At 72.0% G+C, this 3,270-nt stretch carries 2 protein-coding genes, 1 pseudogene and 1 riboswitch; all 3 genes and pseudogenes read right to left on the reverse strand.

The features are described 5' to 3' along the window. Nucleotides 1-207 (reverse strand): annotated as a pseudogene (locus ABZ749_RS32405) (hypothetical protein); the annotation flags it as partial. 23 nt (nucleotides 208-230) lie between these two features. Next, nucleotides 231-833 (reverse strand): copper chaperone PCu(A)C, encoded by a 603-nt coding sequence (locus ABZ749_RS32410; RefSeq protein ID WP_357234575.1) that lies wholly within the window; start codon nucleotides 831-833, stop codon nucleotides 231-233. A 65-nt stretch (nucleotides 834-898) separates the two neighbouring features. Next, on the reverse strand, nucleotides 899-3,013 hold the full coding sequence (locus ABZ749_RS32415) for a copper resistance protein CopC (protein WP_357234578.1): 2,115 nt from the start codon (nucleotides 3,011-3,013) through the stop codon (nucleotides 899-901). 121 nt (nucleotides 3,014-3,134) lie between these two features. Then, nucleotides 3,135-3,270, forward strand: a riboswitch (cobalamin riboswitch). This riboswitch is flagged as partial in the annotation.

Below are 3,270 nucleotides of genomic sequence, written 5' to 3' on the forward strand. Positions count from 1 at the left end.
GCCGCGGTCTTCGTGGTGTTGGCGAACGTACTGGTGGACCTGCTCTACGCGGCCATCGACCCTCGGGCCGACGCTCGCCACCGGCGTGGTGTCGGCGGCGGCCGGTGGTTGCCCGCCGCCGGTACGGGTCGTGGCGATGGCGGCACCGCCGGCCAGGGCCCCTCCGGCAGCCAGGGCACCGCCGGTGAGCAGGCCGCGCCTGCTCACCTGCCGGACGGGTGGCGTCTGCGTCACGATGACGGGCTCATGCTCATCTCCGGCGTGGCGCTCACGCCGGGCATGGGCTGACCGTGCCCGGGGGCGTAGCTCTCCTGCGCGCCGGTGAACGGCTTGGCCACGGCGCTGAACTGCTGGGTCCTGCCGTCGGCGAAGGTCAGCGTGAAGGCCAACTCGTCGCCGGCCTGAACGGGCTTGGTGAGGTTCATCAGCATGAGGTGGTCGCCGCCCGGCTCCAGCGCGTGCGTGCTCTTGGCCTTGATCACGATGCCACCCTGCTTGGCCTGCATGACCATCTTGCCGTCCTTCATGGTCATCTCGTGCAGCTCCATCGGTGACAGGGGGTTCGTGGCACCGGTCACCGTGACATCGCTGTCGCCGTCGTTGACCAGGGTCCCGAAGGCCGCTGTCATGCCCTTGTCGGCCGCCTTCACCCACGGGTCACGAATGCCGAGCACACCAGCGTCCGGGTTGGCCGGGGCCGACGCGGACGGGCCCGCCTGCGCGGTCGACGGAGAGTCGGACGACCCGCACCCGGCGGCGCCCACCGCCAGGATCGCGGCGGCGAGGATCGCGGCCGAGCGGCGGCGTGAAACGTTCGGGCTGGTGGCGCGCATGTGTTCTTCCTCCGATGGTTGCTGCTGGGAGGTTGGTCGGCCGCAGCAGGGAGAAAGTTCCGGGCTCAGGGAACGTTGATCGTGAACTCCCCGGTGTGCACCTTGCCGGCGACCTGGAAGTCGAAGAAGGCCCGGTACCGGCCTGAACTCGGCGCGGTCAGCCAGAACTTCACAGTCCCGTCGACCAGCTCCGGCTCGGGGTGCACGTGCACGTAGCCGAGGTCACCCTCGCGAACCACCACCAGGTGCCCGTACGCGGCAAGGTATCGCTCCAGCTGCGCGGGCGTTGCCGTGTCGGCGCTGGCGACCTGGAAGTGGATCGGCGCCGTCACACCCACCGTCGGGGTGCCGGTCATCGACACCGTGTACGGACCAGCCGTCGCCCGCGCCTGTGCCGGCGGCAGCGCGGTCGGGGTGTGCGCGCCGGGCACTGTGTGGTCGACGCCCAGCACGAGCGGCAGCGGCGTGCCGTTGGCAGTGGTGACGGAGAAGTCGGCGTAGACGCGGTAGCCGCCGGGTCGGGCCAGCGTCATGGGGACGCTCCAGGTGCCGTCGGGTGCCATCGTCGGGTGCAGGTGCTGGTAGCCGGTCAGGTCACGGCCCACGACGATCATGTGCAACGGCTTGTCGTGGACGACCGCGAAGCGGGTCGCCGGCTGCCGGTCGGTGCCGACGATGCGGAAGCGGTAGTCGGCGCGTACCCCGGCGGGTTGGGTTCGTTCCAGCGGTTGCAGCGTGTACCCGCCGGCGCTGACGGTCGTCCCGGTGGCCAGCGTCTCGCCCGTTCCGCCATCACCCCGGTGGGTGTGCGGTCCGGTGCCCGCCGGGTGTTGGTGTCCGTCGGCCGCGGACCCGGCCGGGCCGGAGGCGGGCGGACCGCCCGCCGGTTGCCGGGCGTTGTTGGCGGCCGGGCCCTCGTTGCCGCTGATGCGCGCCAATCCGAAGCCGCCGAGCAGGGCCAGCACCAGGGTACCGACGAACAGTGCCAGGCTGGTGTTGCTCAGCCGGGATCCGGGCGTCGCCGTGGCGAGATCCGGGTCGGGCGATGTCCCGGAGTCGACGGGCGGTCGACTGTCCGTCGTGGCGGGGGCTTTCGCGTCCTCACCGGTCGGAGTTGGATCGACAGCGACGCCCGTCCGAGCCACGACGACGGCGGTGTCCTTGCGCGCGGCCGGCACGGCGTTGGGTCGCCGCTTACCGTCCGGGGTCTGCGTACCGCTGCCGGTCGCCGCGACGCTCCTGTCTGCGTCGGTCCTGCCACCGGCCGCTCTGCCGCCGCCGGTCCTGGCAACGGCGGGCTTGCCACCGGCGCCCTTGGCACCGGTGGCCTTGGCGCTGGCGATCCTGGTGCCGGCGGTCCTGGTCCCGGGACGGGTGCCGGCGCCGCGTCGAGCGGATGTCGCCGACGCGGTACGGCCCCGGCCGGTGGCTCTGCCGGTGGGGGTCGTCCGCCGACGCCAGACGACGAATCCGGCCGCCGCGGCCGCCACGGCGACCACCGCCAGGCCGACCCACGCGACCGCTCCGGGGCCGCTCTCGTCAGTCGATCCGGTCGGCGCAGCCGCTGCCGCGGACGGCGCAGCCGCCGTCTCGGCCGCGACTGTCGGCACCGCCGACGCCTGCCCGGACGACCCGTGCTGCTCGGCGGTGGCCAACAGCGCCGGATCTGGCTGGGTCGACGGCGGGCTCCACCCCTTGGGCGCCGCCGTCACCGGCCCGTCGTAGCGGAAGGTCAAGGTGCCGCGCACGGGGTCGCCGTCCGAGGCGACCGACAGGTAGCTCACCGAGTACTGACCCTTGGCCGGCAGGTGCGCGACCGCCACCGTCGCGGGGAACCCGGTCGTGTACTCGCGTGGCTCGAACTGGCCGTTGACCAGGAAGTACTCGCGCACCGGCTTGTCCAACGGCTTCGGCTCCCCGTACGACCAGCCATTGTCGACCCGGATGCCACCCGGCGCGGTGATCGTGAAGAACGCGTTGGCAGCGGCCTTCTCGGTGAAGAACAGCTGCACCGACGTCAACGGCTCGCGCACAGTGGCGCCACCCGCCGGCGTGGACATCGCGAGGGTCCCGTGAGCTACGGCGGGCTGGGCGGACGCGAGGAGAGCGACCGCCGAGGCGAGGAGGAGCGCGAGGAGGCCCGAGACCACCCGCCCAGGAATCTGAGGGTGACGACGCATCTGAATATCCTCACTGGGCGGAGACTTTTTACAAGAGGTGACGAACTTTTTCCTCACCTGGCTAAAGCCGAACACCTCCCGGGTGGTCGGCCGGGCTGAGGGGCCGTCGCCCCTGGCCAGCTATGCTCCCGGTGGCGCTGGTTCGCCCGGTCGTGAGCTGGCCGGGCGTCGTAAGAGGGAACCCGGTGGGAATCCGGGGCTGCCCCGCAGCGGTGAGTGGGAACGACCGCCGTCATCAGCACTGGGCCAGTGGCCTG

Origin of the sequence: Micromonospora sp. NPDC047753 (genome assembly GCF_040642735.1) — a bacterium.
GTDB lineage: Bacteria > Actinomycetota > Actinomycetes > Mycobacteriales > Micromonosporaceae > Micromonospora.

Bases quoted from the DNA above. Each gene is read 5' to 3' on its own strand.
- ABZ749_RS32410 (WP_357234575.1), bottom strand. From the start codon at position 833: ATGCGCGCCACCAGCCCGAACGTTTCACGCCGCCGCTCGGCCGCGATC.
- ABZ749_RS32415 (WP_357234578.1), bottom strand. From the start codon at position 3,013: ATGCGTCGTCACCCTCAGATTCCTGGGCGGGTGGTCTCGGGCCTCCTC.